The following is a 26,562-nucleotide window of genomic DNA, read 5'->3' as shown; positions in this document are numbered from 1 at the left end:
TTCCAAAGATCCCTCGCCCATGTGGCTATGCCAGGACCAGGCAGCAATGCTCCATCGCCCGGGTCAGGTAGTTGCTGACGGTGCGCAGCGACACGCCCAGGCGCTCGGCGATCTCGGGGTAGCTCAGTTCCTCGAAATGGGACAGGACGAAGGCTTCGCGCACCTTGGGTGCAAGGCCCTGGAGCATGCGGTCCACGTCGAGCAGGGTCTGCTGGACGATGGCCTGCTCCTTGGGCGAAGGCGCCAGCGACTGCGGCAGCTGGGCAAGATAGTCCAGATAGGACTGCTCCAGCGTGCGGCGGCGAAACAGGTCGGTGACCAGGCCGCGGGCGATGGTGGCCAGGTAGCGCCTGGGCTCGCGGATGTCCTGCTGCGGCACTGGCGAGCGCAGCAGGCGCACGAAGGTGTCCTGGGCCAGGTCGGCCGCATCGTCACGGTTGCCCAGGCGCTTGCGCAGCAGGCTTTCCAGCCAGGGATGGTGATTCTGGTAGAGGCTGTGCACGGAGAGGGCGGCTTGTGCGAAAGAAGCGGGGAGGCCGGGCGTAGAAGCCGAGATGGGCAACGTGGCGGTTTCGGTTGCAAAAGATAATAAGAATGCTTATCAATTATCTTTCACGCGAGCTTTACTCCTGAGGACTGGGTATCTTTCTGTTGCATGTGCGCTACAGGGAGATGCTGGCGGAACTTCCACGCCGGCCCTGCGCCGGGCGATTGCGCTGGTAGGCGCTGGGCGGAGCGCCAAAGCTGCGCCGGAAGACGGCGGTGAAGGCGCTGGGACTGTCGTATCCATGGGAGAGCGCCACTTCCAGGACCGAGGCGCCCGCGGCCAGCCGGGGTAGGCTGAGCAGAAGACGGGCCTGGCGGCACCATGCGCCGAAGTTCATGCCGGTCTCGCGCAGGAACAGGCGTGCCAGCGTGCGGGGATGCATGTGCAGCCGCTGTGCCCAGCTGGCCAGGCCGACGTCCTGCGATGGGTCGTCCACAAAGCTGCGGCAGCAGGCGGCCAGGGCGCCATGCCGGGGCATGGGCACATGCAAGGACAGGGCGCGGGCGCGCTCCATTTCGTCGAGGATCAACTGCATGACACGCTCCTCCCTGCCGCCCAGCGGGTAGTCCATGGGCAGCTCGATGGCCTCCAGCACGAGTTCGCGCAGCAGGGGCGTGACCTGCATCACTCGGCAGTCTTGCCACAGGCCGGGCCGCAGCCCCGGCTCCACGAACACGGTGCGCATGGCCACGGGGCCGGCGGCCATGTGGATGGCGTGCAGGGACTGTGGTGGAACCCAGACGGCGCATCCCGGGGGGACGACCCAACTGCCCGAATCCGCGCGGATCAGCATCACTCCCTCGGTGGCATGCAGCAGCTGGCCGCGGCGGTGGGCATGCGGTGCGATGGCAGCGCCGGCCGCCATGTCTGTGGCAAAGGCCACGACCGGGCGGGCCGTGTGCTCGCCGTGCGGGGGCAATGGAGCGGCCGCATGCACGTCATCCAGGCAAGCGCGTGTGCGGGCATGGGAAAGTGGGCCACTTTGCCGGGTTGTCATTTTCTCGACGATTGTTGTTGCTTCGTAGCAGGAATGCAGATCATGCACTTTCTACGATGACCCACTTTCAATCCGCAGGAAAGTGGCAGGTATGGAGATGATTTCCCTTTCGAGAATGACGGACGTGACAGGAGGCAGGGCATGAACCGCGCACGTCTGGGGCTGCTTACGGGCACGCATGCCATCAACGACCTCTACCAGGGACTGGTTCCTGCGCTGTTGCCCTTCATGGTGCTGGAGCGCGGCTACAGCTATACGGAAGCCAGCGGCCTGATGCTGGCGGCCACGGGCCTGTCGAGCATGGTCCAGCCGCTGTTCGGCCTGTATGCCGACCGGTCGCCACGGCCCTGGATGGTGCCGGCCGGCTTTGTGGTGGCCGCCCTGGGCCTGGCCCTGGTGGGCATGAGCCCGGACTACTGGGTCAGCTGGTTGGCTGCCGTGCTGTGCGGCCTGGGGATCGCGGCCTACCATCCGTCCGCAACGGTGGCGGCCCGCATGGCGGGCGGCAGCTCGCAGAAGGCGATGAGCGTGTTTTCGGTGGGCGGAACGGCGGGGGCATCGTTCGCTCCCATGCTGGCTGCGGCCGTGGTGGGCGCAGGCGCCTTGCACCGCAGCTGGATGCTGGCCCTGCCTGCAGCGGCCATGCTGGTGCTCTGGTATGCCTGTACCTGGCGGGATGGAGCCAAGGACCATTGCGCCACCCGGCGCCCGGCCGTGGCGCAGGGCGAATTGCCCGCCAACCACTGGCGCGCCTTCTTCCTGCTGTGCGGGGTCATCGTCTGCTGGTCGATTCCCTATGTGACGGTGCTGTCCACCCTGCCCATGTTCGTGACGCGCGAGCTGGGCGGCTCGGACTTCATGGGAGCGGCCACGCTGACCTCATTCACAGCCGCTGCGGCGGTGGGCACTTTGCTGGGGGGCACGCTTGCAGATCGCCGGGGGCGCATGCAGGCCATCCGCGCCGGCTACCTGCTGGCATTGCCTGCTCTGGCGGCCCTGGCCCTGGCCTCCACGCCATGGATGGCGCTGGCCTGCACCATGGCCCTGGGCGTGTGCATGTTTCTTCCGTTTGCCGCCCAGGTCACGCTGGCCCAGGACTATCTGCCGCGCAACCAGGCCACGGCCAGCGGGCTGACCCTGGGGCTGGCCATGTCGATAGGCGGCATGGTGGCGCCGTTGTTCGGCATGCTGTCCGATGCGCGCGGACTGCGTTTTTCGTTGAGCGTCGTGCTGTGCATTCTGTGCGTTGCCGCGGCGCAGGCGTGGTGCATGCGCAATCGGCGCAGCGAGGGAAGTGCTGCACCGGCGGCTGTCAGGGCCTGATGCGCAGCCCCTGCCGCTGGGCAAGGCAAGAGACAGGCCCGGGCTCTCGCAGACCGGGTGGACGGGTTGGTCTCAGGGCGACCTCAGGCCGGTGTCTGCGCGCCGTGCGCTTCCATGCGTTCCAGGGCGGCACAGACATCGGCCATGCGGCCCGAGATGAACAGGCATTCGGGCTGCTCCTGCGGCGAGCGCTGGATGATGCGCAGACCCGAAGGCAGGGCCTGATCTGCCGGAAGGGAGGGCAGTTCGGGTTGCAGGGGCAGCAGCAGCTGCGCATCCCTGTGTTCTGGCAGCCGTGCTGACTTGCTGCGCCGCTGCTGGCTGCGGCGGCGTGCCTTGCTGAAGGACAGGATGGTCGCCTGCTCGGATTGCACAGGCGATTCGGGCTGGATGGTGCGCATGGCGGGCTCCATGGCGGCGGCGGGCAGGCGAATGCCCTGTGCCAGGCGCAGGAAGGACAGAGAAGACAGTGTTGGCAGAGCGAATCCCATGTGACGACTCCTGTTGGCGTATTTCAAAGAGGCATGGACACAGGCAGGATTGCGGTTTGCGGGCAAAGCTCCGCCCAGGGCGAAGCTGCAAGGCTTCGCGCCTACCACCTGGGCGGTGCATGAAGTAGGGGGTGGCAACCCGTGCAGGGCTGCCCGTCCGGCTTACATGGACATGCTGTTGCGGATCAGCCCCACGGCCAGGCCTTCAATGGCAAAGGCCTCTTCGGGAGCGACGCGGATCACCGGGTAATCGGGGTTTTCCGGCAGGAGCTCCACGCCCTGCGTGGTGCGGCGCAGGCGCTTGACGGTGACTTCATCTCCCAGGCGTGCCACGACGATCTGCCCGTTGCGGGCTTCATGCGCGGACTGCACGGCCAGCAGATCGCCGTCCATGATGCCCGCGTCGCGCATGGACATGCCGCGCACGCGCAGCAGATAGTCCGGGCGGACCTGGAACAGGCTGGGTTCGACGGAATAGGTCTGGTCGATATGTTCCTGGGCGAGAATGGGCGAGCCCGCCGCAACGCGGCCCACCAGCGGCAGCATCAGCGGCGCCAGGGCCGACAGCGGCAGCCCGAAGCTGGTGCCGCGTGCGGCATTGATGTTGCGCACGGTGTCGGTACGCAGGCGAATGCCGCGGGAGGTGCCGCTGACCAGTTCGATCACGCCTTTGCGGGCCAGGGCCTGCAGGTGTTCCTCTGCTGCGTTGGCGGACTTGAAGCCCAGCGTGTTGGCGATTTCCGCGCGGGTGGGGGGAGCGCCCGTGCGGGAGATGGCGGCCTGGATCAGGTCCAGGATCTGTTGCTGGCGGGCGGTGAGCTTGGGATGGTCGAGCATGGCGTGCGTCCGGTCCTTGAATTCAGATGGCAGGCAGAGAAGTCATCTGATGATTTATACAGTATCTGTATTTTTAACCAGTTTTCCAAGAGGTGCAAGTGGGGCAGTCAAAGTTGGTGATTCTTGGCACGGGCGGCACCATCGCCGGCCGGGCGGATTCGCAGTCGCAGGCAGTGGGATACAAGGCCGGACAGATCACGGTGCAGTCGCTGCTCGATGCCGTGCCGGATCTGGAGCAGCAGGCGCTGGGGCCTGTGCAGACGCAGCAGATCGCGCAGGTGGACAGCAAGGATATGGACTGGCCCGTGTGGCGCGCGTTGCTGCGTGCCTGCACGCAGGCGCTGGAGGATGCGGACACACGCGCCGTGGTGATCACGCATGGAACGGACACGCTGGAAGAGACGGCCTGGCTGCTGCACAGCCTGCTGCCTGCCACCAAGCCCATAGTGCTCACTTGCGCCATGCGCCCGGCCACGGCCCTGCTGGCCGACGGACCGCAGAATCTGCGCGATGCCGTGACCGTGGCCGCCAGCGGCGGGCGCAGCGGTGTGTGGGTGGTGGCCGGCGGCGAAGTGCATGCGGCGGCCCAGGTGCAAAAAGTCCACCCTTACCGACTGCAGGCCATGCGCTCCATGGAAGGTGGCCCGCAGGCCGTGGTGGAGGAAGGACGCGTGCGCTGGCTGGTGCCTGATGCGCCGGTCACGCCAGTCGCCCCCGTTGCGCGGATGGTGACTTCCGCTCCCGCTCTGTCTGACCTGCTGGCGCTGGATGAGCTGCCCTGGGTCGAGGTGGTGTTCAGCGGTGCTCTGGCGCGTGCCTGCGGCGTGGATGCGCTGGTGGCCGCAGGCGTGCGCGGCATCGTGGTGGCCGGCACGGGCAATGCGACCATTCACGAAAGCATGGAAGCGGCCTTGCTGCGTGCGCGCGACAAAGGCGTCTGGATCTGGCGGGGCACGCGCTGCGCCGAAGGCCTGCCCGTTGCCTCGGGGCTTGGCACGGACCCCGCAGAGGCCGATCTGGTCCAACTGCCCGTGGCCAAGGCACGGATTGCCATGATGCTGGCGCTGGCCGCGCAGCCGCGCGACTGATCCTCCGGGCGTCGCCGGCGCTTCAGATGCAGGCGGGCAACAAAAAAGCACCCGGCGGGTGCTTTTTTGGGGTCTGGCGCATGGCCTGTGTCATTCAGCCAGTGCTGCCAGGGCGCGCTGGGTGATGTCTTCCACCGAGCCCAGGCCGCTGATGGCGCGGTACTTGGGGGCTGCTGCGGCTTCCTTCTCGGCCCAGGCGCGGTAGTAGTCCACCAGCGGGCGGGTCTGGCTGCTGTAGACGTCCAGGCGCTTCTTGACCGTTTCTTCCTTGTCGTCCTCGCGCTGCACCAGCGGCTCGCCGGTCACGTCGTCCAGGCCTTCGACCTTGGGCGGGTTGAACGTGACGTGGTAGGTGCGGCCCGAAGCGGGGTGGGAGCGGCGGCCGCTCATGCGCTCGATGATGGCATCGAAGGGCACATCGATCTCGAGCACGTAGTCCAGCTTCACGCCGGCGGCCTTCATGGCGTCGGCCTGGGGAATGGTGCGGGGAAATCCGTCGAACAGGAAGCCGTTGGCGCAATCGGGCTGGGCAATGCGCTCCTTGACCAGATTGATGATCAGGTCGTCGCTGACCAGTTGGCCGGCGTCCATCACGGCCTTGGCCTGCTGGCCCAGGGGCGTGCCGGCCTTGACGGCGGCACGCAGCATGTCACCGGTGGAGATCTGGGGAATGCCGTACTTCTGGCAGATGAAAGCGGCTTGCGTGCCTTTGCCGGCGCCGGGTGCGCCCAACAAAATCAGTTTCATGGAAGTCCTTGAGGAGAGTAGAAATTCTTGTCTGCCGGATCGGCCCACCGGGGCGGACAGTCCATGCGTCATATTTTTGTCGCGGGCAAGGATAGCACGCACAGGGCCAACACTGGCTTACACGCACGGGGCAAAACTGTCGCCTGTGCAATCGCCAAAACCTGCGTTTTGCTGTCCGACAAAACCGCATGGGCGGTGTTGCTGCAAATGGCGATGCCCGGCATCGCCATTTGTGCGTTTTCAGCGGCCGGCCGATTCAGGCCGACGGATTGGACAGCTGGGCGCGCACCCGCTCCAGATCCTCGCGCGTGTCCACGCCAGGGCCGGGTGCATGGGGTGTGACATGGACGGCGATGCGGTGGCCGTGCCACAGCGCACGCAACTGCTCCAGGGCCTCCAGTGCCTCGGTGGGTGCCTGGGAAAGCTGGGGGAAGCTGCGCAGGAAGCCGGCGCGATAGCTGTAGATGCCGATGTGGCGCAGCGGTGCGAAGCCGGGGTAGCCCAACGCTGCCGATGCCGTCTCCCACCATGCCTGGTCCGCATGCTCGCGCGCGAAGGGAATGGGCGCACGGCTGAAATAGTGGGCCATGCCCTGGGCATCGCAGACGACCTTGACCACGTTCGGGTTGACGAAGTCGGCAAGGCTGTCAATGGCATGCGCCGCCGTTCCCATGCTGGCCGAAGGTTGCCGGGGCAGCAGGGCGGCCACGGCGTCGATGAGTTCGGGGGCGATCAGCGGCTCGTCGCCCTGGACATTGACCACGATGTCATCGCCATCGAGACCCAGCAGCGCGCAGGCCTCGGCCAGTCGGTCGCTGCCGCTGGCATGGTCGTTGCGCGTGAGCACGGCCGCCACGCCATGCGCGGTACAGGCGGCGAGGATGCTTTCGTCATCGGCTGCGACCACGCACCGCGCGGCGCCGCTGCGGCTGGCGCGCTGTGCCACGCGCACGACCATGGGAAGCCCTGCAATGTCGGCCAGGGGCTTGCCCGGCAGGCGGCTGGAAGACAGGCGGGCGGGAATCAGAACCGTGAAGGGCGCGGAGGACATGGTGCGTGCAGGAGTGAGGCGAAGGCGTGGGGCGGCGCAGGTGATGGGAAAAATCAGTCCTCGATCTCGTCGTCGTCCAGCGTGCGGGCCTCGGTTTCCAGCAGCACGGGAATGCCGTCGCGCACCGGGTAGGCCAGGCGCGCGCTGCGCGAGACCAGTTCCTGGTGCTCGCGGTCAAAGCGCAGCGGGCCTTTGGTGACGGGGCAGACCAGCAGTTCGAGAAGTTTGGCGTCCATGGCGGATCCTGTGTTTTGAAGGGAAAGGGCGGGCCGTGGCAGCCAGCCGAGACGGAGATGATAGTCAGGCGGGGCAGGGGCGCAGTGCCTGCAGCCGCTCATCCAGCAGCGCCCAGAAATCCGCCGGCAGCTGCAATTGCAGCGCAACCGCCCAGGCCTGGGGATGGGTGCGCCACAGCTTGACGGCATCTTTTTCGGTGCAGACCAGCGGGTCTTCGTTGCGCCCCAGGCGCTGGAAGCTCTCAAAATTATAGTGATCCGGCAGCGCCTGGACATGCTCCAGCGTCAGGCCTTGCTCGCGGGTCAGCATGGAGAAAAAGCCCTCGGGCCGGGCCACGGCGGCCACGGCCTCCACGGGCTGCGCACGCAGGGAGGACAGTGCGATGCGCTCGCCTTGGGCATTGACGGCTTCGCTGGACAGCTGGCGCTGCATGGCAAACGCGGGGGCGTCGGTGTCGGGGGCTGCGCCTGCATGCAGCACGGCGGTGACGGGGCGCGGCCAGGGCTCGCGCAGCGGGCCGGCCGGCAGCAGCCAGCCGTTGCCGATGCCGTCGTCATTGAAGACGCACAGCTCGATGTCGCGGGCCAGGGCCAGGTGCTGCAGGCCGTCGTCGCTGATGACCACATCCACCTGCGGATGGCGGGCGCGCAGGGCCTGGACGGCCTCGATGCGCTTGCGGGCCACGAAGACCGGCACGCCGCTGGCACGCGCCAGCAGCGCGGGCTCGTCACCCACGTCGGCGGGGGCGCTGTCAGGACGGGCCTCGCGGCAGTCGTCCGTGCTGCGGCCATAGCCGCGCGAGACGATGCCGGGACTCCAGCCGCCATCGCGCAGATGGCGGGCCAGGGCGAGCGTGACGGGGGTCTTTCCAGCGCCGCCCGCAATCACGTTGCCGACGACGATGACCGGAATGCCGGCCTGGCCCCCACGCCTGAAGCCCAGTGCATATGGCAGCCGATGCAGGCCCAGCAGGGCGCGGTACAGCAGGGACAGGGGAAGGAGCGCGCAGGCCAGCGGGCCGCGGCGGCGCCAGGCCGCGCGAAGCCCCCGGGCTGCGGGCGCAGGACCAGTCCGGGGCATGGCGGCCTTGCCTTCAGCGCCCGGCGCTGGCCGAGGTCTGCGTGGCGAAGGTGATCTGGGACAGTCCGGCGCGGCGCGAGGCTTCCATCACCGATACCACGGACTGGTGCGGCGCAGTGGCATCGGCGCTGATGATGACCACGCTGTCCTTGCCGGCGACGGCCGCTGCGGCCAGCGCCTGGGTCAGGCCGGTGACGCTGCGGTCTTCCACGGCGGTCTTGTTGATGGCATAGCGGCCATCGGCTGCGATGGCGACGATGATTTCGCGGGGCCGGTCGCGCTGCTGCTCGACGTCGGCCACCGGAAGGGTCAGCTGCAGCTCGGTGAACTTGCTGTAGGTGGTGGACAGCATCAGAAAGATCAGCACCACCAGCAGCACGTCGATGAACGGGATCAGGTTGATCTCGGGCTCGTCACGGCGGCGGGGACGGAAGTTCATGTCAGGTCTCTCGCGTGCTGGTTCACTTGCCGCCGACGCGGGTGAGGTGGCGCACGAACTGTTCGGAAGCCAGCTCCATGCCCAGCAGATAGCCGTCGACGCGGGCGCGGAAGTAGCGCCAGAAGATCAGCGCCGGAATGGCGACGATCAGGCCGAAGGCCGTGTTGTACAGGGCGATGGAGATGCCGGCCGCCAGCTGGGCGGGGTTGCTGCCGCCGGTGGCCGATGCGCCGCCTTGCGAGCCGAAGATCTCGATCATGCCGATCACCGTGCCCAGCAGGCCCAGCAAAGGGGCGGCAGAGGCGATGGTGGCCAGCGCGCTCAGGTGCTTTTCCAGCGTGTGGGCGGCGGCGCGGCCGGCGCCTTCCATGGACGCGCGCAGCTCTTCCTCGCTGCTGTCCGGATGGGCCTGCAGTGCGCGCAGCCCGCTGGCCAGGACCTCGCCCAGCGTGGAGTTCTGTGCCAGTTGCTGCACGACTTCCTGACTGGGCAGGCCGCGCGAGGACACGGAAATCGCCTCGCCCAACAGGGCAGGCGGCGCAACACGGGCTGTTTTCAGCGCCACGAAGCGTTCAAAGACCAGGGCCAGAGCCAGGATGGAGCAGGCAATCAGTGGCCAGATCGGCCAGCCTGCGGCTTGTATGATCGACAGCAAGTTGTTTTCCCCCCGCGTTTAACTGCAGCCGACGATTATGGCCCAGCCATGTGGCCGGTCCAGGCGTCCCGGCTGCGCGATCGGCCTAAAACTGTGACCGGGCGCAGCATCCAGGCAACGGGCGGTGTCCCGGTTTCCGGCCTCGGGCTTGCTCATATAGCACAATTTTCTGTGGATAACTTTGTTATCAAGCTGCCTGCGCAGATGCGGCGGCGACGGCGAATGACCACTGTGACAAATGTGAATTCTTTGTTTCGGTAAAAAATCTCTTATTAATCAAATACTTGCGAGGTATTCTTGAGATTGCTTGTGCAAATCATCGCCAAAGTGCCTCTTCAAGGCTGCATCTGCCGGCCTGTGGAGAATGTTGCACTGCATGCTGACCGGGAGCCCGCATGAGCGGTGCATTTGGCGCAATGAATCCAGCAGCGGCGCCGCTGGTCTGGGAGGTCGGCGCGCTGTGCCGCGCCGTGAGCGATGCCTTGCAGGCGCGCTTCAATCCGGTGGCGGTGCGCGGCGAGATCAGCGGCTTCTCGCGCGCGGCCAGCGGCCATTGCTACTTCAGCATCAAGGACGCCGGCGGGCAGATCCGCTGCGCCATGTTCCGGCGCGCGGCCCAGCTCATGGACTTTTCGCCGCGCGATGGCGAGCTGGTCGAGTTGCGGGGCCGGCTGGGTGTCTACGAGCAGCGCGGTGATCTGCAACTGGTCGTCGAAAGCATGCAGCGTGCAGGCCAGGGCGCACTGTTCGAGCAGTTCCTGCGGCTGAAGGCGCAGCTGGAGGCCGAAGGCCTCTTCGATGCGGCGCGCAAGCGCAGCCTGCCGCCGCTGCCGCGCGGCATTGGCGTGGTGACTTCGCCGGGGGCTGCCGCGCTGCACGACGTGATCACCGCGCTGCGCCGCCGCGTGCCCCACATCCCCGTGGTGCTGGTGCCGGCCCTGGTGCAGGGCGCGCAGGCACCGGCCTCGCTGATCGACGCGCTGCAAAGGCTTTATGGGCTGGCGCAGGAAGGCGCGGGATCGGTGGCCGGCGCGCCGCACATCGACACCATCTTGCTGGTGCGCGGCGGCGGCTCCATCGAAGACCTCTGGGCCTTCAATGACGAGCGCCTGGCCCGCACCATCGTGCAAAGCCCGGTGCCGCTGATCAGCGGCGTGGGGCACGAGACCGACTTCACCATTGCCGACTTCTGCGCCGACCTGCGCGCGCCCACGCCCACGGCGGCAGCAGAGTTGGTGAGCCAGCCGCGCGAAGTCTGGCTGGGTGCGCTGCAGCTCATGCAGGGCCGGCTGGAGGACGGGGTGCAACGGCTGCTGGACCGCCAGCAGCAGCGCCTTGACCTGGCGTCGCAGCGCCTGGGCCGGCCCAGCGAACAGCTGGCGCGCAGCCGGCTGCAGCTCAGCCGCCAGGCGCAGCGCCTGCGCCATGCCATGCAGTTGAGGCTGCAGCGCATGGACCATGCGGGGCAGGGCCTGCAGGCGCAGCTGCCTGCCGGCATGCGCCGCGGCCTGGACAGGCGCGCGGATCACCTGGCGCGCATGGAGCTTCGCCTGCAACTGCTGGACCCGCGCCTGGTGCTGCAGCGAGGCTATGCCCTGCTCACCGATGCCGAGGGCCATCCCGTGACCGAGGCGCGCCGTGCGCCACCGGGCACGGCGCTGCAGGCGCAACTGGCGGACGGCAGCCTGGACCTGGTGGTGACGCAGCCGCGCCTGCTCTGAACTGCGGCCCGCTGTATGCAGCGTTCGGCGTGCAGGGAGTGGCGGGCGGCAGGCGGTATCCGTGTAGGCCGATTGGCCGGATTGCGGTCAATTCACATCCACCCTCGCGGCAGCGGGCCAAGATGGCCGATTTGGAGCGCGCTTTCGCCGCAGGGTCACGAACTTGTTCCTACAATGCCCGTTCGGGTGCGTGAGGGCCAGGGCTCGCAGCAATGCGCGCAGTGCAGGCCCCGCGCGACGGTCACGGCAGGCGCTGCATGCGCTCTGCGCAACAGGTGCTGGCCCGTCCTAAAAGATTTCAACCACGAAGGAAACACCATGGAACATACCTTGCCCCCTCTGCCCTATGCGATTGACGCGCTGGCGCCCCACTACAGCCAGGAAACGCTGGAGTACCACCATGGCAAGCACCACAACGCCTATGTGGTGAACCTGAACAATCTGCAAAAGGGCACCGAATTCGAAAGCATGACCCTGGAAGAGATCGTCAAGAAGTCTTCCGGCGGCATCTACAACAACGCAGCCCAGATCTGGAACCACACCTTCTTCTGGAACTGCATGGCCCCCAACGGTGGCGGCGAGCCCACCGGCGCCCTGGCTGACGCCATCAACAAAAAGTGGGGCAGCTATGCCGCCTTCAAGGAAGCCTTCGTGAAGTCGGCCGTGGGCAACTTCGGCTCCGGCTGGACCTGGCTGGTGAAGAAGGCCGATGGCTCGGTGGACATCGTCAACACCGGCGCCGCCGGCACGCCCCTGACCACGCAAGACAAGGCCCTGCTGACCGTGGACGTCTGGGAACACGCCTACTACATCGACTACCGCAACCTGCGTCCCAAGTTCGTCGAGACCTTCCTCGACAAGCTGGTGAACTGGAAGTTTGCCGAGCAGAACTTCGCCTGATCGAAGCAGCTGCCAGCAATGTGCACGCGCAACGTGCACGCAGCGCCCAAAAAGCCCCGAAAGGGGCTTTTTGGCTTTCTGGCTGAGGCCGGGGTGCCGCCGTTCAGCGGCGCTGACCGCGCAGCCGCCACCCCGTCCACAGCGCCGTGCACACCAGCAGCAGCGTGGCGCCGGCGATCACGGCGCTGAAACCCTGGCCGAAGGCCGTGCGTGCCAGTTCGGTCAACTGGTGCGCGGCCTGAGGCCTCAGCTGTTCGGCGGCCAGCAGGGCTTCGTCCAGGCTGTCGCGCACGGAATCGGGCAGGGCCAGGCCCAGCCCCTCAGGCAGGCGCAAAGAGCCTGCGTACACGGCCGACAGCAGGCTGCCCATCAGCGTCACGCCCAGGGCGCCGCCCAGCTCGTATGACACCTCCTCGACCGAAGCCGCCATGCCTGCACGGTCTGCGGGAGCGCTTTGCATGATGGTGCTCGACGCCGTGGTCATGGCCGCGCCTATGCCCAGGCCCAGCAGGGCCAGCGCTGCCGCCTGCGGCCACCAGCCCATGTCATGGACCAGTAGGTAGCCGCCCATGCCCAGGCCCGACAGCAACAGGGAGGCCGGCAGCATGCGGGCCCCACCCACTCGAGGCAGCCAGTGGCCTGCGACGGGGCCGGCCACAAAGGCGGCCAGCGGCAGCGGCAGCACGGCCAGGCCCGCCTGCAGCGGAGACAGGCCCTGCACCAACTGCAGGCGCTGGCTGAAGACCAGTTCCATGCCGATCAGCGCTGCCGCTGCCACCAGGGCCGAGGCCACGGCCGTGGCAAAGGCCGGGTTGCGGAACAGGGCGAAGTCCAGCAGCGGGTCGCTGCTGCGCCGCTGGCGCCGCACGAACAGGGCAAGAAAGCCCAGGCCCAGCACCAGGACCACGGCGGCCAGGGCCCAGTCGGGCGATTGCTTGCCAGCCTCCTTGATCGCGTAGGTGCTTGCCACCAGGCCTGCCATGACCTGCAGCGAGCCCACAAAGTCCCAGGGCCGCTGCGAGGTGGCGCCGCCTGCGGGAATCAGCCACCAGGCCAGGGGCAGGGCCAGCAGCACGATGGGCACGTTGATCAGGAACACCGAGCCCCACCAGAAATACTCCAGCAGCAGCCCACCCACCACGGGGCCGAAGGCCGCACCGCCCGATGCCACCGAGGCCCAGATGCCGATGGCCAGCGCGCGCTCGCGCTCATCGGCAAAGCTCAGGCGGATCAGGGACAGCGTGGCCGGCATCATCATGGCCGCGCCCACGCCCAGCAGCGCGCGCGCCGCAATCAGCAGGGCGGGCGAGGGCGCAAAGGCCGCGCACAGCGATGCCAGGCCGAACACGCACAGCCCGGCCATGAACAGCCGCTTGTGGCCGAGCCTGTCGCCCAGCGTGCCCATGCCCAGCAGCAGGCCGGAAACCACCAGGGCATAGATATTGACGATCCACAGCTTGGCGGAGGCCGTGGCCGCCAGGTCATGCGTGAGGCGCGGCAGTGCCGTGTAGAGCACCGTCATGTCGATGACGATGAGCAGCAGCGCCACCGAGACGATGGCCAGCACCAGCCAGCGGCGCGGGTCGGCCGCCAGAGATTTGGAGGGATGCCCCGCAGCGGGGACCCGGGTTTGCGTCGTGAACGCCATAAAGCACCTGTTTGCCCCTGGCCTTGTGGGCCGGAGCTTCCTTTGGATGAAAGCGGCAGTTTCCATCAATAAAATGCTTTATCAAAGTTTGATTCAATCCATAAAATTGATAGATGGAATGGACACTGGACAGACTGAGGCATTTCGTGGCGGTGGCCGAGGCCGGCACCATGACCGAGGCTGCGCGCCGCCTGGGCCGTGCGCAATCGGCCGTGAGCACGGCCATCGGCCTGCTGGAGGCCGATCTGGGGCTGGAGCTGTTCGACCGTGTGGGACGCCATGTGCGGCTCACGGCCGCAGGCGAGGTCATGCTGCTGGAGGCCCGGTCCCTGCTGCACCAGGCCCAGGCCATGGACCACCGCGCACGCGCCCTGGCCGCAGGCGGGCAGGCGCGCCTGGCCGTTGCGCTGGACGAGGCATTGCCCTATGTGCCGCTGGCCCAGCTGTTCAAGGAGCTGGCGGCACGCTTTCCGGCCATGGAGCTGACCGTGCTGAACGGCACGGCCTCCGAAGTGGCCGGGCATGTGGCGGCGCAGCGTGCCCAGGTCGCCTTCCAGTTCGACCGAGCGCCTGCGCCGGCCACCTGTGCCCAGCGCCATATCGGCAGCGTGCCGCAGACCATTTGCGTGGCCAAGGGCCATGTGCTCGATGGCACGGCGGCCCTCACGCGCAGGCAGCTGGCCGCGCACCGCCAGTTGCTGATGCACATCGAGGGCGTGGAGGACACCGTGCTCAGTCCCGCCGTCTGGCGCTCCAACAGCTTCTATGTGATTGCCGACATGGTGGCCGACGGCCTGGGCTGGGCCATCCTGCCGGTCAATATTGCCGAGTTCGGCGATCTGCGCCCGCATCTGCGGCAACGCGCCTGCGAGGGGCTGGCGCTGCCGCCGCTGACCGTGCGCATGCTCTGGCTGGAAGGGCTGGCGCCCGGGGCCGAAGCGCTGTGGATGCGCCAGCGCCTGGCCGAGCTGCTGGCCTTGATGGCCACGGCCTGAGCGGCCTGAGCGGTCTGAGCAGTCTGAGCAGTCTGGGCTGGCGCGGGCGTTGGGGTCGTGTTCAGGTGCAGGCAGCGGCTGCGTCTTCGGCAGGCGGGCTCTCTTTCGCTCGTGCCTGGCGTGCGGCCAGCACGCCCAGGGCCCACATGGCGACACCGGCCAGCAGCGCCACCACGAAGGAAATGCGTGCGCCCCACAGGTCGGTGGCCCAGCCTGCGGCGGCCGCGCCCAGTGCCACGCCCATGGCAATGCCGGTCAGCAGCCAGGTCATGCCTTCGGTCAGGCGCTGGTGCGGCACCTGCTGCTCCACCAGGCCCATGGCCACGGTGATGGTCGGCCCGAAGGTAATGCCGGCCAGCAACACGGCCAGGGTCAGCGTGAACACATTGGTGGCCAGCAGCAGGGGCACGGCCGTGATGCAGACCGAGGCGCCCACCCAGGCGATCTGGCGGTGCAGCGGCGCCTTCAGGCGCAGCGTGCCGAACACCAGTCCCATCACGCAGGAGCCCAACGCATAGAACGAGAGCACGATGCTGGCCGCCGCCGGCTGGCCCTGCTGCGTGGCAAAGGCCACGCTGGCCACGTCGATGGTGCCCACGATGATGCCCTGGGCCAGCATGAACAGCGCCAGCGTGCGCACCACGGGATGGCGGGCCAGCGACTGCTGGCGCGTGCGCTGCTGCGATGTGTCCACGGGTGGCTCTGTACGGCGCTGGGCTACGAACAGCGCCACGCCCACCAGCAGCAGCAAGGAGGCGGCCAGCGGCCCGGCCTCGGGGAACAGCACCATGCTCAGGCCGACCGACAGGGGCGGGCCGACGATGAAGCAGACATCGTCCAGCACGGCCTCCAGCGCATAGGCCGTCTGCAGTTGTGGCGTGCCGCGCAGCAGCACGGTCCAGCGCGCACGCACCATGGCCGGCATGCTGGGCAGGGCACCCACCAGCGCTGCCAGCACCAGCAGCAGCCACTCCGGTCCCTGCCAATGCGCGCACGCCAGCAGCGCAAACATGGCGGCAGCACTCACGGCCGCTGCCCAGGGCAGGACCTTGCGCTGGCCATGGCGGTCCACCAGGGCCGAGATGCGGGGCGCCAGCACCGCGATGGACAGCGCAAAGCAGGCAGCGACCGCGCCGGCCAGCGTGTAGGCGCCGCGCTGCTGGGACAGCATGGTGATCAGGCCGATACCCGTCATGGAAAGGGGCAGGCGGGCCAGGAGACCGGCCAGCACAAAGGCGGCCGTGCCGGGCCGGGAGAACAGCTGGCGGTAGGCGTGGAACATGGAAACCTCGGAAGACGGACAGGCCGCTGCAATCACATACGCGGCGTATGTCAGCGATTCTACGGGTTGCCCATGACGCGCCGTATCATTGGCATACGTTTTGTATGTGAATGGAGTGCGCCATGCGCAAAAGCCGGGCCAGCATGATCGAGGAGACACGCGCCAAGCTCATCGAGGCTGCGCGCGAGGCCTTTGGCAGCCAGGGCTATGCCCAGGCCTCCATGGACGAACTGACGGCCAAGGCCGGCCTGACGCGCGGCGCGCTGTACCACCATTTCGGCGGCAAGCCGGGCCTGCTGGCCGCCGTGGTGGCGCAGATGGATGCCGAGATGGACGCACGCCTTGAGCAGGTGCTGGCCGACCATGCAGATCCCTGGGAGGGGTTCCTGGCCTACTGCCGTGCCTACCTGGCCATGGCGCAGGAGGGCGAGATACGCCGCATCGTGCTGCAGGATGCGCGCGCCGTGCTGACGGGCACGGACCAGGGCGAGCAGCACCGTGCCTGCATCGCCTTCGTGGCCGGCTACCTGGAGCAGCTCATGGAGCGCGGCGTGATCGTGCGTGCCAATCCGCTGGCCATGTCGCGCCTGCTCAATGGCTGCCTGGTGGAGTCGGCATTCTGGATTGCCGAGGAAGGGGCGCCCCCCGAACGCCTGCAGCAGGCGCTGCAGGCGCTGGAGCTGACGCTCAAGGGGTGGAAGGCGCCTGCGAGGGGCTGACCGCCCTCGCTCGTGCTTCACTCGTACTTCTTTTCCAGCGCGTCCCAGAACGGCTTGTTGACCAGGCGCTGGCGCTCGGCAAAGGGGGCGACCACGGCGGGGTTCTCGTCCACCCTGCGCTCGTTGCGCAGCTGGCCCAGCGCCTTTTGCATGCCGGCCACGGCGCCTTGCAGCGCGGCATTGGCATACAGCACCAGGCCATAGCCCAGGTCTGCCAGTTCGCCCGCGTCGGTGATGGGCGTCTTGCCTCCGATCACCATGTTCATCAGCTGCGGCGTGGACAGGCGCTGGGGCAGGGCGCGGATTTCTTCGGCCTGGGTCACGGCCTCCACGAAGAGGATGTCGGCTCCCGCCTCGGCAAAGCGCTGGGCGCGCTCGACGGCAGCCTCGAAGCCCTGCGTGGCGCAGGCATCGGTGCGCGCCATGATCAGCGTGCCCTGGTCGCGGCGCGCGTCCACGGCGGCCTTGATCTTGCCCAGCATCTCGTCGGTGGAAATCACTTCCTTGCCATTGAAATGGCCGCAGCGCTTGGGGCTGATCTGGTCCTCGATCTGGATGCAGTCGGCGCCTGCGCGCTCCAGCGTGCGCACGGCGTGGTAGGTGTTGAGCGCGTTGCCGAAGCCGGTGTCGGCATCGACGATCAGCGGCAGATCCACCGCGTCACGGATGCGGGCCGTGTGGTCGGCGATGTCGGTCAGGCCCATGAAGGCCTGGTCGGGCAGGCCGAACCACATGTTGGTCACGCCGGCGCCGGTCACATAGATGGCCTCGAAGCCGAGATCGGCCACGACGCGCGCGGACAGTGCGTTGAATGCGCCGGGCACGAGCACGCCGCGGCGCGCTTCGGCCAGGGCCTTGAGTTGTTGCTTGGTGTTCATGGAGGGTTCTGTCGGATGGGAAAAAGCGATGCGCGGGCTGGCGCTCAGTCCAGCGTGATGTTGGCGTTCTTGATCACCGGGCCCCACTTGGCGCGCTCGGCCTCGATGAACTTGCCGTAGGCCTGGGGCGTGCCGCCCATGACCATGCCGCCCGTGTTCTCGATCATGGCGCGCACCTCCGCGTCCTTGAGGGCCTCGTTCACAGCCTTGTTCAGGCGCTCGATCACGGCCGGCGGCGTGCTGGCCGGCGCGATCATGCCCAGCCAGTTGTATGACTCGAAGCCCTTGATGCCCGCCTCATCCAGCGTGGGCACGCCGGGCAGCACCTTCAGTCGCTGCTTGCTGGACACGGCCAGCGCCTTGACCTTGTCGCCCTGGATGGCGGGCAGGGCCGCATAGCCCATCTCGAACATGAAGGCCAGGTGGCCGCCCATCAGGTCGGTGGCTGCCAGCGCGCCGCCCTTGTAGGGCACATGGACCATGTCCGTGCGCGTCTGGAAGGCCAGCAGCTCGCCCGACAGGTGGTGGGCACCGCCCACGCCCGACGATCCATAGGTCAGCGTGCCGGGCTTGCCCTTGGCTGCCGCGACCAGTTCGGCCACGGTCTTGAACGGCTGGTTGGGCGCCGTGGTCAGGATCAGCGGCGCCTCTTCGATCAGGATGATGGGCTGCAGGTCGCGTGCGGCGTTGTAGGGCAGCTTTTTCATCAGCATGGGATTGGTCACCAGCGGACCCGGCGAGCCGAAACCGAAGGTATGGCCGTCCGTGGCCTTGGCGATGGCATCCGTGCCCGTCACGCCGCCCGCGCCGCCGCGGTTGTCGATCACGATGGGCTGGCCCAGGCTCTGGCCTATCTTGTCGGCGATCTTGCGGGCCCGCGTATCGGCAAAGCCGCCGGCCGCATAGGGCACGATGAGCTTGATGGGGCGCGAGGGCCAGGCATCTGCGCCCTGGGCCACGGCGGTGGCGGGGGCGGCGAGCAGGGCGGCAGCGGCGGCGGTGGCGCTGAGGGCCAGGCCCATGCCCAGGCGGAGGGTGTTGCGGCGGGTATTCATGGTGTCTTGTCTCGGTTGGGATCGATGGTGATGGCGCAAGCGGTTCACTTTTCCTGCATGTTCGCGGCCTTGACGATCTCGCCCAGGCGCTTGCGTTCAGCGTCTGTGAACTTCACGAACTCGGCGCGCGTGCCGCCGATGGGTTCGATGCCCAGGCCTTTGAGCTTTTCCACGGTGGCCGGCTCCTTCATGGCCTTGTCCACGGCGGCGGCCAGCTTGTCCAGGATGGCGGGCGGCGTCCCCTTGGGCGCATGGATGCCGGCCCAGTGCGCGATCTGCAGCTCGGCAAAGCCCTGCTCCACGGCGGTGGACAGCTGCGGATAGGCCGAGATGCGCTGCGTCCAGGTGGTGGCCAGGGCCTTGAACTTGCCTTCGTTGAGGATGTGGGGCAGGGCGATGATGCTGGCCTCCGACGTGCCCTCCACCTGCCCGCCCAGCACGGCCGTCGTGCTCTCCGACCCGCTCTTGTAGGGCACGGGCTGCAGCTGGGCGCCGTACTTCACGTTCAGCATCTCGGCCACGAAATGCGGCGTGCTGCCCGTGCCGGCCGTGGCGAAATTGAAGCCCTGGCCCTTCTTCGATGCCTCGACGAAATCGCGCAGGTTCTGGTAGGGCGCGTTCTTGGGAACCACGATCACGGACGGCGCCAGGCCGATCATGGCCACCGGAACCAGCGCATCGTCCTTGAACGGCATGGTCTTCTTGATCATGCTGTTGGAGATCACGCCAGCCGCGCTCACCAGCAGGGTGTAGCCGTCGGGCTGGGCCTTGGCCACGATGTCGGCGCCCACCGTGCCTCCCGCACCCGCGCGGTTGTCGACCACCACGGGCTGGCCCAGGATCCTGGACGCGCCTTCGGCAGCCGATCGTGCCATCAGGTCATTGGCGCCGCCTGCCGAGAACGGCACCACCAGGCGAATGGGGCGGGTGGGCCAGGCATCGGCGGCGCCGGCAGCCCGTGCAGCGACGGAGCAGGTCACGCCGGCCAGCGGCAGCGCGGCGGCAAGCAGGGTGGCCAGGGCGGTGCGGCGGGGCAGGCGGGATGGCTGGTTCATGGGGTCTCCTGGAAATGCTTGAAATGATTGAAACGCCTGGCCTGTTTGCAAGTGGCATGCCACCGGATCAAAGGGTAAACCCTTGATATCGCAAGTTGTTGATGTGAATGGGTTTTGTGATTCTTGAAAAGCCTGCTCTGCAGGCATTCACCGATTCGCCCGGTGCGGTGTTGCATGAATGAAATAATCGGTTGCATGAATGAATCAGTTGTGCCTTCCATGCATGCAACCCCTGCCGGCCCCCGCGCAGCCTGGCCGCGCGTCGTCACCGTGGGCCGCCACCGCATCGGCCGCGTGCTGGAGCGCATGTCGCTGGCCGTGGGCGACCAGGTGCGCGTGGAGCATGTCAGCGCGGCCTTTGACGATGCCGTGCAGGCCGTGCGTGCGCTGCAGGCGGTCGAGCCCATAGACGCCCTGGTGGCCGCAGGGGCCAGCGGCGCCTGGGTGCGCGAGCGGGTCGATATCCCCGTCGTCATGATCGAGGTGCGGGGGTTCGATCTGCTGCAGGCGCTGGCCAGCGCACGTGCACTGGCCCAGTCCGGCGGCACGCCGCGCATCGGGCTGGTGTCGTTCGACCATCCCTCGCCGCATCTGGCCCAGTTCGACGCGCTGTTCGGCGCCGGCATTGCGCAGTTCAGCTACCACGGACCCGAAGATGCCCAGGCCTGCGTGCGTGCGCTGCAGGCCGCCGGCGTGGGCGCCGTCGTCGCGCCCGGCCTGGTGGCCGACCTGGCCGAGCAGGCCGGCATTCCCAGCGTGCTGCTGTACTCCGATGGCGCCGTGCTGCAGGCCCTGCGTGATGCCGTGCTGCTGGCCCGCCACCGCCATGCCGAGCGCGCCCGCCACCAGCGGCTGGAAACCGTGCTCGGCCAGTTGCAGGACGGCGTGGTCGCCGTGGACACGCAAGGCCGCATCCAGGCCCTGAACCCCACCATGGCCGCGCTGCTGGGCGCGCCCGCCAATGCGCTGCATGGTCGGCTGCTGGACGAGGTGGCACCCGCGCTGGCACTGGCACAGGCGCTGCAGTCGCAGTCCCTGGAGCCCGAAGGCAGTGAAGACGTGGTCCAGCTGGCCATGCGCACCCTGGTGGTACGGCGCGCGCCCATCGTGGAAAACGGCCAGCTCACGGGCGCCTTGCTGGTGTGCCGCGACCCGGCCACCATCCAGCGTGCCGACCGCCACCTGCGCGCCAACCGCAGCCTGCGCGGCGCGGGCGTGCGCTGGCGCATCGAAGACTACGCGGGCGACAGCGGGCCCGCCCAGCGCGTGCGCCGCCTGGCGCGCCAGTTCGCGGCCAGCGATGCCACCGTGCTCATCCAGGGCGACAGCGGCACGGGCAAGGAGTTGCTGGCCCAGGGCATGCACCGCGCCAGCCGGCGCGCGGCCCAGCCCTTCCTGGCGGTGAACTGCGCGGCCCTGGGGGAAAGCCTGCTGGAGAGCGAACTCTTCGGCTACGACGAAGGCGCTTTCACCGGCGCGCGGCGCGGCGGCAAGACCGGGCTGATCGAGGCGGCCCATACGGGCACCTTGTTCCTGGACGAGATCGGCGACATGCCGCTGGCCCTGCAGTCCCGCCTGCTGCGCGTGCTGCAGGAGCGCGAAGTGCTGCGCGTGGGCTCCACCACGCCCGTGCCGGTGGACCTGCGCGTCATCGCCGCCACGCACGCCGATCTGGCGGCCCTGGTCGAGCGCGGTGAATTCCGGCGTGACCTGTTCTACCGCCTGGCCGTGCTGCGCCTGTCCATGCCCGGACTGCACGAACGCGGCCCGGCCGATGTCCAGGCCCTGGCCCGCGCCATGCTGGCGCGGCGCCTGCGCACGCAGTCGCTGCAGGTGGAAGGGCCATCCCTGGAGCCCTTGCTGGCGGCCTTGCTGGAGCTGGCATCCGGCCACCGCTGGCCCGGCAATGCGCGAGAGCTGGACAACTGGGTGGAACGCCTGCTGGCCTGCCGCCACGACCTGCGCGACAGCGCGGGCCGCGTGGACATGGGCCGCTTGCGGGAGCTGTTTCCTGAATGCGACGGGGCTGGGCAGGGTACCGTTCAGGCCCTGCCAGCGCAGCAGCGGCAACTGCAACTGCGCGAGGCCCGGCGCGATGCCGAGCGCCAGCGCATGCGCGAAGTGCTGGAGCAGGTACAGGGCGACCAGCGCCGCGCTTGCGAGATCCTGGGCATCAGCCGGGCCACGTTGTGGCGGCGGCTGCGCAGTCAGGGGGGCTGACGCGCCGTCATCATTCTTTCCAAAGACCTGGGTCCAGCTTTAGATCGGATGGCTGGCACCGGAACACATCGACGTTGGCGATACTGCCCTTGCATATCCCGACGACCGATCGCAGGAAAGGGGCGAGCTCTGGAGAAATACTGTCTCTGAAATAAAAGCGAGCGCTGAGCGCTCCGAATTCATCGACCTTCAGGTCTTCCATGTTGTAGAGATAGGTTCTCGGGGTGGCACCCCAAAAGCACTGCGCAGTTCCTTCTGAGCGGAAGGCATTGCCCGAATGCTTCAAATTTCCTTGGTACTCACAGGCAGTGTTTCCCGTGCTTGACTTCTCAACGGCAATCAGCGTGTTTTCATCCACCTTGAAAGTGATTTCGCCAGGGGATGAAAGGCGCGCGTAGCCCTGTGCGCTCGAGTGCGAGAACGTGAAATTGAGCCGGTTCCTCAGATCCTCGAACTGGAAGCGCTGAAGGCGCTGCGGCGCCTCGCCGGGCAGGGTGATCGTCGCCGTGGTGGAGGAATCGAAGACGATCCTGACCGGGCCAGCCTCCTGCGCAAGCTCTCCATCGCGGGCCTGGCCACCCAGCGCGCGGCCATTGCGGTACTCCGTGAGCACGCCGTCAAACTGCTTGCCGTCCTTGAGCGTGCCTGCGGCCTGCAGGAACAGTGACGACCCGTCCGCGCGATAACCGAAATAGGTCAGGATCAGCGTGGAGCCGCCTTGCCTGTCGATCTGAATGCCGCGCCCGGGCTTGCCATTGAGCTCCTCTCCAATGCTCCACATTCCCGAATCCGGAAGAATGGCCAGCGCGGGCGTGGAAATGAAGGCGGCAAGGGCCGCGGCCATGAGGCCACTCAGTCGCTTTGACATGCTTGCTCCGTTGGTTTTGAAAATATTGAATCGAATGGATGCCGGACTTTAACCGCGATCCACCTCGGAATGCTGAATCGCCCGGGATGACGGAGTCATTTGGGTTTATGTCCGAATCAAATGGCCGTCGTGATTGCCGTTGGCTATTGAAAATCACATGGAAGAATCACGAAACACGCATCCCACCAGTGCCCCCCAGCCGCTCGGCCAGGAAATCCATCAGCACGCGCAGCTTCAGTGGCAGATGTCTGGTGGGCGGGTGAAGAATCCACAGCTGGCCGCTGTAGTTGGGCAGGAAGCTCCAGTCCGGCAGCACCTGCACGATGCGCCCGTCCGCCAGGGCCTGCCGTGCCGTGAAGCGGGGCAGGCTGGCGATGCCGATGTGCTGCAGCACGGCGTCCAGCCGCACACCGGTGTGGTTGGCCGCATAGCGCCCGCGCACGGCCACGGTGACGGTCTTGCCGCGGCCGCGCAGCTTCCAGTGCGCGTCGCCGGGCTCCTCGCCCAGGTAGATGCAGCTGTGGGCCTTGAGGTCCAGCGGATGCGCGGGCGTGCCGTGCCGGGCCAGGTACTGGGGCGAGGCGCACAGCAGATGGTCGATGTCCATCAGGTGGCGGCCCATGAGGCCTGGCGGCGGGTGGTTGGTGATGCGTATGGCCAGGTCCACGGGGTCATCGATCAGGTCCATGTAGCGGTCTTCCAGCCGCATTTGCACGTCGACCTCGGGATACAGGGCCAGGAAGTCGGGCATGTGGGGATGGACCACGGTATGGCCCACGGCCTTGGACACGCTGATGCGCACCAGGCCGCGCGGCTGCGCGTCCTGAAGCAGGGATGCAGCCATGACGGCCTGCGCGGCGCCCACCATGTCCAGGCAGCGCGCATGCACCTCGCGGCCGGCCTCGCTCAGGCGCAGCTTGCGCGTGGTGCGTTCCAGCAGGCGCAGGCCCAGAGCCCTTTCCAGCCGCGCCACGCCCCGGCTGGTGGCCGATGGCGTGCTGCCCAGCTGGCGCGCGGCCTCGGAGAAGCTGCCCGTGTCCACCACCTTGACGAAGATGGCCATTTCTCCGAACAGGGGTAGGGCTTGATTTGTGCTCATGGCGCAAAGAATATTTGGAATACCGGGGGATTATCGCGATGGCAGCCCAGTTCTACACTGCCGCTCCATGCCTTTGCACACCTCCACTCCCCTCATCGAATCCCATGCCCTGGGCCAGGCCAGCGGCCAGAACATCTGGCTCAAGCTGGACGCGCTGCAGCCTTGCGGATCATTCAAGCTGCGCGGCATAGGCCATGCCTGCGAGACCCTGGCGGGCCAGGGCAAGAAGCGCTTTGTGGCCTCGTCGGGCGGCAATGCCGGCATTGCCGTGGCCTATGCGGGACGGCAGCTGTCGATGCCCGTCACCGTGGTCGTTCCCCAGACCACGACCGAGCATGCACGGGCATTGATCCGCGCCCAGGGCGCCGAGCTGATCGTGCATGGCTCCGTCTGGGACGAGGCCAATGCGCTGGCCCAGTCCCTGCTGGGTGCCGACGATGCCTTTGTCCACCCGTTTGACGATCCGCTGCTGTGGGCCGGGCATTCCACCCTCGTCGACGAACTGGCCGCAGCCGGCTTCAAGCCCGACGCCGTGGTGCTGGCTGTGGGCGGCGGCGGCCTGCTGGCCGGCGTGGTGCAGGGTCTGGAGCGCCATGGCTGGACCGATGTGCCCGTGATCGCGGCGGAGACGGCCGGCGCCGATTCTCTGGCGCAGTCCCTGGCCCAGGGCCGCCGCGTACTGCTGGACCGCATCACCAGCGTGGCTACTTCGCTGGGCGCGCGCCAGGTCTGCCAGAGAGCCTTCGATCTGGCGCAGGTGCACCCCGTGCGAAGCGCCGTGGTGACGGATGCGCAGGCGCTGCAGGCCTGCCTGCGCTTCATTGACGACCATCGCCTGCATGTGGAGCCGGCCTGTGGCGCCGCGCTGGCCCTGGCCTACGGGCGCGCTCCTGCGTTGCAAGGCTTCCAGCGCGTGCTGGTGGTGGCCTGTGGCGGCACGACGAACACGCTGGAGCAGCTCCAGGCGTGGCGTGGGGCGGCGCTGGCAGCCGAGGCGTGAGCACGGCTGCGGCCTGAAGACCCGGCCCGCGCATTCATGCGGCGTTCAACACCTCGCCGGGGACCCTGATCCAGCCTTCCATCAGGATGCGTGCGCTGCGGCTCATCAGGGCCTTGGTCACCTGCCACTGGCCGTTCACCAAACGGGCCTCGGCGCCCACGCGCAGCGTTCCGGAGGGGTGGCCAAAGCGCACGGCGCTGCGCTCGCCGCCGCCTGCCGCCAGATTCACCAGCGTGCCCGGCACGGCCGCTGCGGTGCCGATGGCCACGGCAGCCGTGCCCATCATGGCGTGGTGCAGCTTGCCCATGGACAGGGCGCGCACCAGCAGGTCCACGTCACCCGATTCAATGCGCTTGCCGCTGGATGCCGTGTAGGCGGCCGGTGGCGCCACAAAGGCGATCTTTGGCGTGTGCTGCCGTCTGGCGGCCTCGGCCAGGTCCTTGATCAGCCCCATCTGCAGCGCGCCGTGGGCGCGTATGGCCTCGAAGCGGGCCAGGGCCTCGTCGTCCGTGTTGATGGCGTCCTGCAGCTCGCAGCCCGTGTAGCCCAGGTCCTGGGCGTTCAGGAAGATGGTCGGAATGCCCGCATTGATCAGCGTGGCCGCCAGACTGCCCACGCCGGGCACGTCCAGCCGGTCCACGAGGTGGCCTGTCGGGAACATGGCTCCGCCATCGTCTCCTTCATCGGCGGGATCCAGGAACTCCAGCGCCACTTCGGCGGCCGGGAAGGTCACGCCATCGAGCTCGAAGGAGCCGGTCTCCTGGACCTGGCCTTGCGTGATGGGCACATGGGCCACGATGGTCTTGGCGATGTTGGCCTGCCAGATGCGGATGGTGACCGTGCCGTTGCGAGGAATGCGCGCGGGATCTATCAGTCCCATGTGGATGGCGCAGGGCCCCACGGCGGCCGAGAGGTTGCCGCAGTTGCCGCTCCAGTCCACAAACGGCTGGTCGATGGCGACCTGGCCAAACAGATAGTCCACGTCATGGCCTTCCCGCGTACTGGGAGCCAGGATCACGGCCTTGCTGGTGCTGGACGATGCATTGCCCATGCCGTCGATCTGCTTGCCGTACGGGTCGGGGCTGCCCAGGGCGCGCAACAGGATGGCGTCGCGCACGGGTCCGGGGTGCCGGGCCGCCTCGGGCAGATCCTGCAGGCGAAAGAACACGCCCTTGCTGGTGCCGCCGCGCAGGTAGGTGGCAGGGATGCGCAACTGGGGAAGAAAGGTTTCGGGGATCGCGCCCATCTCAGGCCTCCTGTGCTGTTGTTCGTATCTGTGTCTGTTCTTGCGGTCTGCCGATCGCCGGAGCGCGCAGCCTCTGGCGGCGGTTGATGCACATGGACGGTGTCCCCTGCGGTGTCAGGCGATGGCAGTAGGCCAGGTTTGTTGCAAGCGCCATGCCATCCGCATCAAGGGAAAACCCGTGCAAGCCTTGCAGCGCGCCAGCACAGGGCGTGTGCACTGCGGTGCTGGCTGCCGCCGCAACATTCGTTTCACTGCCGTTTCAAAATTGCTGCTTTTGATTTCATGGATGAGGGAGCGTGCAACGGTTCGGTCCCCCAGTCCCACGCCGGCCTGCGGAGCTCTCTAGGGTTTGCCCGGGCCAGCCTTCAGCAAGTGTGCTTGCAG

General features: G+C 67.6%; 26 protein-coding genes. 8 read left to right on the top strand and 18 right to left on the bottom strand.

Annotated elements, in window-relative coordinates:
- Positions 1 to 25 precede the first annotated feature (25 nt).
- On the bottom strand, positions 26 to 502 hold the full coding sequence (locus tag G4D77_RS01045; protein WP_154834406.1) for a sigma-70 family RNA polymerase sigma factor: 477 nt from the start codon (positions 500 to 502) through the stop codon (positions 26 to 28).
- A 160-nt stretch (positions 503 to 662) separates the two neighbouring features.
- Positions 663 to 1,544, bottom strand: coding sequence for an AraC family transcriptional regulator (locus G4D77_RS01040; protein ID WP_154834405.1), 882 nt, complete (start codon positions 1,542 to 1,544; stop codon positions 663 to 665).
- 141 nt (positions 1,545 to 1,685) lie between these two features.
- On the opposite strand from G4D77_RS01040, the gene G4D77_RS01035 reads away from it, so the two are divergent.
- Positions 1,686 to 2,867 carry an MFS transporter gene (locus G4D77_RS01035; protein WP_047472433.1) on the top strand — a complete coding sequence of 394 codons (1,182 nt, stop codon included), beginning with the start codon at positions 1,686 to 1,688 and terminating at the stop codon, positions 2,865 to 2,867.
- An 83-nt stretch (positions 2,868 to 2,950) separates the two neighbouring features.
- On the opposite strand, the gene G4D77_RS01030 is transcribed toward G4D77_RS01035, so the two are convergent.
- Positions 2,951 to 3,358 carry a hypothetical protein gene (locus G4D77_RS01030; RefSeq protein WP_016445895.1) on the bottom strand — a complete coding sequence of 136 codons (408 nt, stop codon included), beginning with the start codon at positions 3,356 to 3,358 and terminating at the stop codon, positions 2,951 to 2,953.
- Positions 3,359 to 3,520: 162 nt separating this feature from the next.
- On the bottom strand, positions 3,521 to 4,195 hold the full coding sequence (gene lexA / locus G4D77_RS01025; protein ID WP_016445896.1) for a transcriptional repressor LexA: 675 nt from the start codon (positions 4,193 to 4,195) through the stop codon (positions 3,521 to 3,523).
- A 98-nt stretch (positions 4,196 to 4,293) separates the two neighbouring features.
- Here lexA and G4D77_RS01020 point away from each other — a divergent pair, with 98 nt between their 5' ends.
- Positions 4,294 to 5,283, top strand: coding sequence for an asparaginase (locus G4D77_RS01020; RefSeq protein WP_154834404.1), 990 nt, complete (start codon positions 4,294 to 4,296; stop codon positions 5,281 to 5,283).
- A 90-nt stretch (positions 5,284 to 5,373) separates the two neighbouring features.
- On the opposite strand, the gene adk is transcribed toward G4D77_RS01020, so the two are convergent.
- From adk to G4D77_RS00990, 6 genes are all read right to left on the bottom strand, one after another.
- Entirely contained in the window at positions 5,374 to 6,030 is a 657-nt protein-coding gene (gene adk / locus G4D77_RS01015) for an adenylate kinase (protein WP_016445898.1), read from the bottom strand.
- Between the two features lie 256 nt (positions 6,031 to 6,286).
- Positions 6,287 to 7,081 carry a 3-deoxy-manno-octulosonate cytidylyltransferase gene (gene kdsB / locus G4D77_RS01010; protein WP_154834403.1) on the bottom strand — a complete coding sequence of 265 codons (795 nt, stop codon included), beginning with the start codon at positions 7,079 to 7,081 and terminating at the stop codon, positions 6,287 to 6,289.
- Between the two features lie 53 nt (positions 7,082 to 7,134).
- Positions 7,135 to 7,317 carry a Trm112 family protein gene (locus G4D77_RS01005; protein ID WP_016445900.1) on the bottom strand — a complete coding sequence of 61 codons (183 nt, stop codon included), beginning with the start codon at positions 7,315 to 7,317 and terminating at the stop codon, positions 7,135 to 7,137.
- A gap of 64 nt (positions 7,318 to 7,381) precedes the next feature.
- Positions 7,382 to 8,398, bottom strand: coding sequence for a tetraacyldisaccharide 4'-kinase (gene lpxK, locus G4D77_RS01000; protein WP_154834402.1), 1,017 nt, complete (start codon positions 8,396 to 8,398; stop codon positions 7,382 to 7,384).
- 13 nt (positions 8,399 to 8,411) lie between these two features.
- Positions 8,412 to 8,837, bottom strand: a complete 426-nt coding sequence (locus G4D77_RS00995) for an ExbD/TolR family protein (protein WP_012205405.1) — start codon at positions 8,835 to 8,837, stop codon at positions 8,412 to 8,414.
- A 22-nt stretch (positions 8,838 to 8,859) separates the two neighbouring features.
- Entirely contained in the window at positions 8,860 to 9,492 is a 633-nt protein-coding gene (locus tag G4D77_RS00990) for a MotA/TolQ/ExbB proton channel family protein (protein WP_016445902.1), read from the bottom strand.
- 395 nt (positions 9,493 to 9,887) lie between these two features.
- Here G4D77_RS00990 and xseA point away from each other — a divergent pair, with 395 nt between their 5' ends.
- Both xseA and G4D77_RS00980 read left to right on the top strand, forming a co-directional pair.
- Positions 9,888 to 11,213: an exodeoxyribonuclease VII large subunit gene (xseA, locus tag G4D77_RS00985; protein WP_047327748.1), complete on the top strand. Its 1,326-nt coding sequence runs from the start codon at positions 9,888 to 9,890 to the stop codon at positions 11,211 to 11,213.
- A gap of 318 nt (positions 11,214 to 11,531) precedes the next feature.
- Positions 11,532 to 12,113: a superoxide dismutase gene (locus G4D77_RS00980; protein ID WP_016445904.1), complete on the top strand. Its 582-nt coding sequence runs from the start codon at positions 11,532 to 11,534 to the stop codon at positions 12,111 to 12,113.
- Positions 12,114 to 12,216: 103 nt separating this feature from the next.
- On the opposite strand, the gene G4D77_RS00975 is transcribed toward G4D77_RS00980, so the two are convergent.
- A complete protein-coding gene (locus G4D77_RS00975) occupies positions 12,217 to 13,761 on the bottom strand; it encodes an MFS transporter (protein WP_154834401.1) in 1,545 nt (514 codons plus the stop codon).
- A 113-nt stretch (positions 13,762 to 13,874) separates the two neighbouring features.
- Between G4D77_RS00975 and G4D77_RS00970 the strand changes: the two genes are divergently transcribed.
- The gene (locus G4D77_RS00970) at positions 13,875 to 14,756 is read left to right on the top strand and encodes a LysR family transcriptional regulator (protein WP_154834400.1); all 882 of its coding nucleotides are present in this window, start codon (positions 13,875 to 13,877) and stop codon (positions 14,754 to 14,756) included.
- 61 nt (positions 14,757 to 14,817) lie between these two features.
- On the opposite strand, the gene G4D77_RS00965 is transcribed toward G4D77_RS00970, so the two are convergent.
- Positions 14,818 to 16,038, bottom strand: a complete 1,221-nt coding sequence (locus G4D77_RS00965) for an MFS transporter (protein WP_154834399.1) — start codon at positions 16,036 to 16,038, stop codon at positions 14,818 to 14,820.
- Positions 16,039 to 16,160: 122 nt separating this feature from the next.
- Between G4D77_RS00965 and G4D77_RS00960 the strand changes: the two genes are divergently transcribed.
- Positions 16,161 to 16,757 carry a TetR/AcrR family transcriptional regulator gene (locus G4D77_RS00960; RefSeq protein ID WP_026062285.1) on the top strand — a complete coding sequence of 199 codons (597 nt, stop codon included), beginning with the start codon at positions 16,161 to 16,163 and terminating at the stop codon, positions 16,755 to 16,757.
- A 17-nt stretch (positions 16,758 to 16,774) separates the two neighbouring features.
- Here G4D77_RS00960 and G4D77_RS00955 read toward each other — a convergent pair whose 3' ends face one another.
- From G4D77_RS00955 to G4D77_RS00945, 3 genes are read right to left on the bottom strand one after another with little or no spacing between them, the layout of a single operon-like run.
- A complete protein-coding gene (locus tag G4D77_RS00955; protein WP_154834398.1) occupies positions 16,775 to 17,635 on the bottom strand; it encodes an isocitrate lyase/PEP mutase family protein in 861 nt (286 codons plus the stop codon).
- A gap of 44 nt (positions 17,636 to 17,679) precedes the next feature.
- Complete coding sequence (locus tag G4D77_RS00950) at positions 17,680 to 18,690, bottom strand: Bug family tripartite tricarboxylate transporter substrate binding protein (protein ID WP_154834397.1); 1,011 nt, start codon at positions 18,688 to 18,690, stop codon at positions 17,680 to 17,682.
- A gap of 44 nt (positions 18,691 to 18,734) precedes the next feature.
- Positions 18,735 to 19,745 (bottom strand): tripartite tricarboxylate transporter substrate binding protein, encoded by a 1,011-nt coding sequence (locus G4D77_RS00945; RefSeq protein WP_017405022.1) that lies wholly within the window; start codon positions 19,743 to 19,745, stop codon positions 18,735 to 18,737.
- A 219-nt stretch (positions 19,746 to 19,964) separates the two neighbouring features.
- On the opposite strand from G4D77_RS00945, the gene prpR reads away from it, so the two are divergent.
- Entirely contained in the window at positions 19,965 to 21,965 is a 2,001-nt protein-coding gene (gene prpR / locus G4D77_RS00940; RefSeq protein WP_154834396.1) for a propionate catabolism operon regulatory protein PrpR, read from the top strand.
- A gap of 10 nt (positions 21,966 to 21,975) precedes the next feature.
- Here prpR and G4D77_RS00935 read toward each other — a convergent pair whose 3' ends face one another.
- Together G4D77_RS00935 and G4D77_RS00930 are read right to left on the bottom strand one after the other, a co-directional pair.
- A complete protein-coding gene (locus G4D77_RS00935) occupies positions 21,976 to 22,833 on the bottom strand; it encodes a hypothetical protein (RefSeq protein ID WP_154834395.1) in 858 nt (285 codons plus the stop codon).
- 166 nt (positions 22,834 to 22,999) lie between these two features.
- A complete protein-coding gene (locus tag G4D77_RS00930) occupies positions 23,000 to 23,932 on the bottom strand; it encodes a LysR family transcriptional regulator (RefSeq protein WP_154834394.1) in 933 nt (310 codons plus the stop codon).
- Positions 23,933 to 23,999: 67 nt separating this feature from the next.
- Here G4D77_RS00930 and G4D77_RS00925 point away from each other — a divergent pair, with 67 nt between their 5' ends.
- Positions 24,000 to 24,932 carry a pyridoxal-phosphate dependent enzyme gene (locus G4D77_RS00925; protein WP_026062287.1) on the top strand — a complete coding sequence of 311 codons (933 nt, stop codon included), beginning with the start codon at positions 24,000 to 24,002 and terminating at the stop codon, positions 24,930 to 24,932.
- A 34-nt stretch (positions 24,933 to 24,966) separates the two neighbouring features.
- Here the strand turns inward: G4D77_RS00925 and prpF are convergent, their stop codons facing one another.
- Complete coding sequence (gene prpF, locus G4D77_RS00920) at positions 24,967 to 26,178, bottom strand: 2-methylaconitate cis-trans isomerase PrpF (RefSeq protein ID WP_043791372.1); 1,212 nt, start codon at positions 26,176 to 26,178, stop codon at positions 24,967 to 24,969.
- Positions 26,179 to 26,562: the final 384 nt, after the last annotated feature.

Source organism: Delftia sp. WY8, from assembly GCF_018437695.1.
Classification (GTDB): Bacteria; Pseudomonadota; Gammaproteobacteria; order Burkholderiales; family Burkholderiaceae_C; genus Comamonas; species Comamonas tsuruhatensis.
The sequence above is the reverse complement of the archived record's forward strand: the minus strand, read 5'-3'. Positions and strand labels throughout refer to the sequence as shown.

Excerpts from the sequence above, each read along its gene's own strand:
- G4D77_RS00965 (WP_154834399.1), bottom strand. The coding sequence starts at position 16,038 with ATGTTCCACGCCTACCGCCAGCTGTTCTCCCGGCCCGGCACGGCCGCC.
- G4D77_RS00955 (WP_154834398.1), bottom strand. The coding sequence starts at position 17,635 with ATGAACACCAAGCAACAACTCAAGGCCCTGGCCGAAGCGCGCCGCGGC.
- G4D77_RS00970 (WP_154834400.1), top strand. The coding sequence starts at position 13,875 with ATGGAATGGACACTGGACAGACTGAGGCATTTCGTGGCGGTGGCCGAG.
- G4D77_RS01030 (WP_016445895.1), bottom strand. The coding sequence starts at position 3,358 with ATGGGATTCGCTCTGCCAACACTGTCTTCTCTGTCCTTCCTGCGCCTG.
- G4D77_RS01040 (WP_154834405.1), bottom strand. The coding sequence starts at position 1,544 with ATGACAACCCGGCAAAGTGGCCCACTTTCCCATGCCCGCACACGCGCT.
- G4D77_RS00935 (WP_154834395.1), bottom strand. The coding sequence starts at position 22,833 with ATGTCAAAGCGACTGAGTGGCCTCATGGCCGCGGCCCTTGCCGCCTTC.
- xseA (WP_047327748.1), top strand. The coding sequence starts at position 9,888 with ATGAGCGGTGCATTTGGCGCAATGAATCCAGCAGCGGCGCCGCTGGTC.
- G4D77_RS01035 (WP_047472433.1), top strand. The coding sequence starts at position 1,686 with ATGAACCGCGCACGTCTGGGGCTGCTTACGGGCACGCATGCCATCAAC.
- kdsB (WP_154834403.1), bottom strand. The coding sequence starts at position 7,081 with ATGTCCTCCGCGCCCTTCACGGTTCTGATTCCCGCCCGCCTGTCTTCC.
- G4D77_RS00950 (WP_154834397.1), bottom strand. The coding sequence starts at position 18,690 with ATGAATACCCGCCGCAACACCCTCCGCCTGGGCATGGGCCTGGCCCTC.
- G4D77_RS00930 (WP_154834394.1), bottom strand. The coding sequence starts at position 23,932 with ATGAGCACAAATCAAGCCCTACCCCTGTTCGGAGAAATGGCCATCTTC.
- lexA (WP_016445896.1), bottom strand. The coding sequence starts at position 4,195 with ATGCTCGACCATCCCAAGCTCACCGCCCGCCAGCAACAGATCCTGGAC.
- G4D77_RS00980 (WP_016445904.1), top strand. The coding sequence starts at position 11,532 with ATGGAACATACCTTGCCCCCTCTGCCCTATGCGATTGACGCGCTGGCG.
- adk (WP_016445898.1), bottom strand. The coding sequence starts at position 6,030 with ATGAAACTGATTTTGTTGGGCGCACCCGGCGCCGGCAAAGGCACGCAA.
- lpxK (WP_154834402.1), bottom strand. The coding sequence starts at position 8,398 with ATGCCCCGGACTGGTCCTGCGCCCGCAGCCCGGGGGCTTCGCGCGGCC.
- G4D77_RS01005 (WP_016445900.1), bottom strand. The coding sequence starts at position 7,317 with ATGGACGCCAAACTTCTCGAACTGCTGGTCTGCCCCGTCACCAAAGGC.
- G4D77_RS00945 (WP_017405022.1), bottom strand. The coding sequence starts at position 19,745 with ATGAACCAGCCATCCCGCCTGCCCCGCCGCACCGCCCTGGCCACCCTG.
- G4D77_RS00960 (WP_026062285.1), top strand. The coding sequence starts at position 16,161 with ATGCGCAAAAGCCGGGCCAGCATGATCGAGGAGACACGCGCCAAGCTC.
- prpF (WP_043791372.1), bottom strand. The coding sequence starts at position 26,178 with ATGGGCGCGATCCCCGAAACCTTTCTTCCCCAGTTGCGCATCCCTGCC.
- G4D77_RS00995 (WP_012205405.1), bottom strand. The coding sequence starts at position 8,837 with ATGAACTTCCGTCCCCGCCGCCGTGACGAGCCCGAGATCAACCTGATC.
- prpR (WP_154834396.1), top strand. The coding sequence starts at position 19,965 with ATGCATGCAACCCCTGCCGGCCCCCGCGCAGCCTGGCCGCGCGTCGTC.
- G4D77_RS00975 (WP_154834401.1), bottom strand. The coding sequence starts at position 13,761 with ATGGCGTTCACGACGCAAACCCGGGTCCCCGCTGCGGGGCATCCCTCC.
- G4D77_RS00925 (WP_026062287.1), top strand. The coding sequence starts at position 24,000 with ATGCCTTTGCACACCTCCACTCCCCTCATCGAATCCCATGCCCTGGGC.